The organism is Ruegeria sp. AP12, assembly GCF_056540025.1.
Genome location: NZ_JBQFVZ010000134.1, coordinates 1 through 923 on the forward strand (window position 1 = coordinate 1; position 923 = coordinate 923).

Annotated in this window: 1 pseudogene; it reads left to right on the forward strand. The window is 58.8% G+C overall.

The features are described 5' to 3' along the window. Positions 1-923: pseudogene (locus ACR0E6_RS21770) on the forward strand (hypothetical protein); the annotation flags it as partial.

Below are 923 nucleotides of genomic sequence, written 5' to 3' on the forward strand. Positions count from 1 at the left end.
ACCTGTACGTTCACCTGATGGAGATGTCCCCAACCCCCGAAAAGGCCCTCAAAGCGGGCGATATCCTGCGCACTCTGGTCCCGGATGCAGGCCACCTTGTGCATATGCCGACGCATATAGATATCCTCTGCGGCCACTATCAGAACGTGGTGCATTGGAACCAGAAAGCCTCGGAAGCGGACCTGAAATATTATGAGCGTGAAGGGGCGTTCAATATCTACACCGGTTACCGCCAGCACGACTATCATTTCACCATCTATGGCGCGATGTTTCTGGGTCAGATCGAACCGGCCCTGCGGGCCAACCAGGGTATCTGGGACACAACCCCCGAAGAGATGTTGCGCATCGAGAGCCCGCCCATGGCGGATTTCTTCGAAAGCTACATGTCCATGGGGCCTCACATCCTGATCCGCTTTGGCCGGTGGGAGGAGGCAAAAGCGCTGGCGCTACCCGACGACCCTGACCTGTACCGCACGCTGACGGCAACAACCCACTACGCCCGCGCGCTTGCTTTCGCCGCGACCGGCGATGTGCCCAACGCCGAAGCCGAGGAGCAGCTTTTCCTCAAAGCCAAGGTCCGAGTGCCCGAGGCTCGGCGATTGCACAACAACCGCGTCATCGACCTGCTGGAGATCGCCACCGAAATGCTGCGCGGTGAGATCGAATACCGAAAGGAAAACTTCGATCTCGCCTTCGCTCACCTGCTCCGATCTGTCGAATTGGACGACACCTTGCCCTACGACGAGCCTTGGGGATGGATGCAACCCACCCGCCACGCCCTGGGCGCGCTGCTCTTCGAACAAGGCTATTTGACCGAGGCGGAAACCGTTTACCGAGAAGATCTGGGCCTTGGTGGAACTCTCAGTCGCGCCTCGATCCATCCGGACAATATCTGGAGTTTGAAGGGCCTGCACGATTGCCTG